This window comes from Psychromonas sp. SA13A (genome assembly GCF_011378715.1).
In the GTDB taxonomy this organism is placed as follows: Bacteria; Pseudomonadota; Gammaproteobacteria; order Enterobacterales; family Psychromonadaceae; genus Psychromonas.
Genome location: NZ_WTKU01000045.1, coordinates 1 through 3,438, shown reverse-complemented (window position 1 = coordinate 3,438; position 3,438 = coordinate 1). Strand labels below are relative to the sequence as shown.

1 tRNA gene and 1 rRNA gene are annotated in these 3,438 nt (G+C 47.3%); both read right to left on the bottom strand.

Features of this window, described 5'->3' with window-relative positions:
- Positions 1-13: 13 nt before the first annotated feature.
- Positions 14-2,902, bottom strand: a 23S ribosomal RNA gene (locus tag GQR44_RS19540).
- Between the two features lie 435 nt (positions 2,903-3,337).
- Positions 3,338-3,413, bottom strand: a tRNA-Glu gene (locus GQR44_RS19535).
- Between the last annotated feature and the right edge of the window lie 25 nt (positions 3,414-3,438).

Genomic DNA, 3,438 nt, shown 5'->3' with positions numbered 1-3,438 from the left:
ACTTAGGTGTTGTATGGTTAAGCCTCACGGGTAATTAGTACAAGTTAGCTCAATACATTACTGTACTTACACACCTTGCCTATCAACGTTGTAGTCTCCAACGGCCCTTTAGGGAACTTAAAGTTCCAGTGAGAACTCATCTTGAGGCTCGCTTCCCGCTTAGATGCTTTCAGCGGTTATCGATTCCGAACGTAGCTACTGGGCAATGCCATTGGCATGACAACCCAAACACCAGCGGTTCGTCCACTCCGGTCCTCTCGTACTAGGAGCAGCTCCTCTCAATTCTCAAACGCCCACGGCAGATAGGGACCGAACTGTCTCACGACGTTCTAAACCCAGCTCGCGTACCACTTTAAATGGCGAACAGCCATACCCTTGGGACCGACTTCAGCCCCAGGATGTGATGAGCCGACATCGAGGTGCCAAACACCGCCGTCGATATGAACTCTTGGGCGGTATCAGCCTGTTATCCCCGGAGTACCTTTTATCCGTTGAGCGATGGCCCTTCCATTCAGAACCACCGGATCACTATGACCTACTTTCGTACCTGCTCGACGTGTCTGTCTCGCAGTTAAGCTGGCTTATACCATTGTACTAACCTCACGATGTCCGACCGTGATTAGCCAACCTTCGTACTCCTCCGTTACTCTTTAGGAGGAGACCGCCCCAGTCAAACTACCCACCAAACAGTGTCCCAAACCCCGATTCAGGGGCCATGGTTAGAACTCAAAACATACAAGGGTGGTATTTCAAGATTGGCTCCACGTCATCTGGCGACAACGCTTCAAAGCCTCCCACCTATCCTACACATGTAGGCTCTAAGTTCACTGCTAAGCTATAGTAAAGGTTCACGGGGTCTTTCCGTCTAGCCGCGGGTACACAGCATCTTCACTGCGATTTCAACTTCACTGAGTCTCGGGTAGAGACAGCATGGCCATCATTACGCCATTCGTGCAGGTCGGAACTTACCCGACAAGGAATTTCGCTACCTTAGGACCGTTATAGTTACGGCCGCCGTTTACCGGGGCTTCGATCAAAAGCTTCGACCTAAGTCTAACCTCATCAATTAACCTTCCGGCACCGGGCAGGCGTCACACCCTATACGTCATCTTACGATTTAGCAGAGTGCTGTGTTTTTAATAAACAGTTGCAGCCATCTGGTATCTTCGGCCTCCAACAGCTCAATCCGCAAGGGACGTCACCGTCGGAGGCGTACCTTCTCCCGAAGTTACGGTACCATTTTGCCTAGTTCCTTTACCCGAGTTCTCTCAAGCGCCTTGGTATTCTCTACCTGACCACCTGTGTCGGTTTGGGGTACGATCCTTTATTATCTGAAGCTTAGAGACTTTTCCTGGAAGCATGGCATCAATGACTTCAGTACCTTAGTACCTCGACATCGTATCTCAGTGTTAGTAGAAACCCGGATTTACCTAAGTCTCCCACCTACATACTTGAACCTGGACAACCATCGCCAGGCCCACCTAGCCTTCTCCGTCCTCCCATCGCAATAATAAAGGGTACGGGAATATTAACCCGTTTCCCATCGACTACGCCTTTCGGCCTCGCCTTAGGGGTCGACTCACCCTGCCCCGATTAACGTTGGACAGGAACCCTTGGTCTTCCGGCGGGGAGGTTTTTCACCCCCCTTATCGTTACTCATGTCAACATTCGCACTTCTGATACCTCCAGGATGCCTTACAGCTTTCCCTTCGACGGCTTACAGAACGCTCCTCTACCACGCATATAAATATGCGTCCGCAGCTTCGGTGATATGTTTAGCCCCGTTAAATCTTCCGCGCAGGCCGACTCGACTAGTGAGCTATTACGCTTTCTTTAAAAGATGGCTGCTTCTAAGCCAACTTCCTAGCTGTCTAAGCCTTCCCACATCGTTTCCCACTTAACATATACTTTGGGACCTTAGCTGGCGGTCTGGGTTGTTTCCCTTTCCACGACGGACGTTAGCACCCGCCGTGTGTCTCCCATGATTGCACTTGTTGGTATTCGGAGTTTGCAAAGGGTTGGTAAGTCGGGATGACCCCCTAGCCTTAACAGTGCTCTACCCCCAACAGTGATACATGAGGCGCTACCTAAATAGCTTTCGAGGAGAACCAGCTATCTCTTGGTTTGATTGGCCTTTCACCCCCAGCCACAAGTCATCCCCTAATTTTTCAACATTAGTGGGTTCGGTCCTCCAGTTGATGTTACTCAACCTTCAACCTGCTCATGGCTAGATCACCAAGTTTCGGGTCTAATCCCAGCAACTATTCGCCCAGTTAAGACTCGGTTTCCCTACGGCTCCCCTAAACGGTTAACCTTGCTACTGAAATTAAGTCGTTGACCCATTATACAAAAGGTACGCAGTCACGGAATAAATCCGCTCCTACTGCTTGTACGTACACGGTTTCAGGTTCTATTTCACTCCCCTCACAGGGGTTCTTTTCGCCTTTCCCTCACGGTACTGGTTCACTATCGGTCAATTAGGAGTATTTAGCCTTGGAGGATGGTCCCCCCATATTCAAACAGGATTTCTCGTGTCCCGTCTTACTCGTTTTCACTGTAAAGAAGTTTTTGTGTACGGGACTATCACCCTGTACCGTGGCACTTTCCAGAGCCTTCCACTAACTTTTAAACAGCTTAAGGGCTGTTCCGATTTCGCTCGCCGCTACTTTCGGAATCTCGGTTGATTTCTTTTCCTAAGGGTACTTAGATGTTTCAGTTCCCCTCGTTTGCTTCGCTTAGCTATGTATTCACTAAACGATGACACTAAGTGCCGGGTTGCCCCATTCGGAAATTCCAGGATATAACGCTTGTTATCAACTCCCCTGGACTTATCGCAGATTACCACGTCCTTCATCGCCTCTAATTGCCTAGGCATCCACCGTGCACGCTTATTCACTTAACCATACAACACCTAAATAGTGTTAAAACCACTTAGAATTGCATGTTGTTTCCAAGACGCTTGTGACTCATATTTACATATGAAAAACAATCGTTTTTCGTGCACCTAGAATTAATCTTGCGATTAACTCGTAGATACGTACTCATTACATTTGCATGTAATGTGCTTTTTATTTTGCTTGATTACAGCATCTAATTTAACTACGAATAGTTAATTTACATGCTGAGAACTCGTTTAATTCAAATGAATGAATTAAACATTTTCGTTTTATTTACCACACCAATCAATCAGCTATGTAAACATAATCAATCATTGTTATTGTGCGATAAATAAGAACATTTATCAGCTTTCCTAATTGTTAAAGAGCAGTGTTAAAAACACTTAATAATCATTCTTAGCAGAACAGTTATTAAGTGACTTTACGTTCTAGAATAGTGTTGGTATCCCCAAGGGGATTTGAACCCCTGTTACCGCCGTGAAAGGGCGGTGTCCTAGGCCTCTAGACGATGGGGACCCGGAACTATTTTTGCGCTTTATCA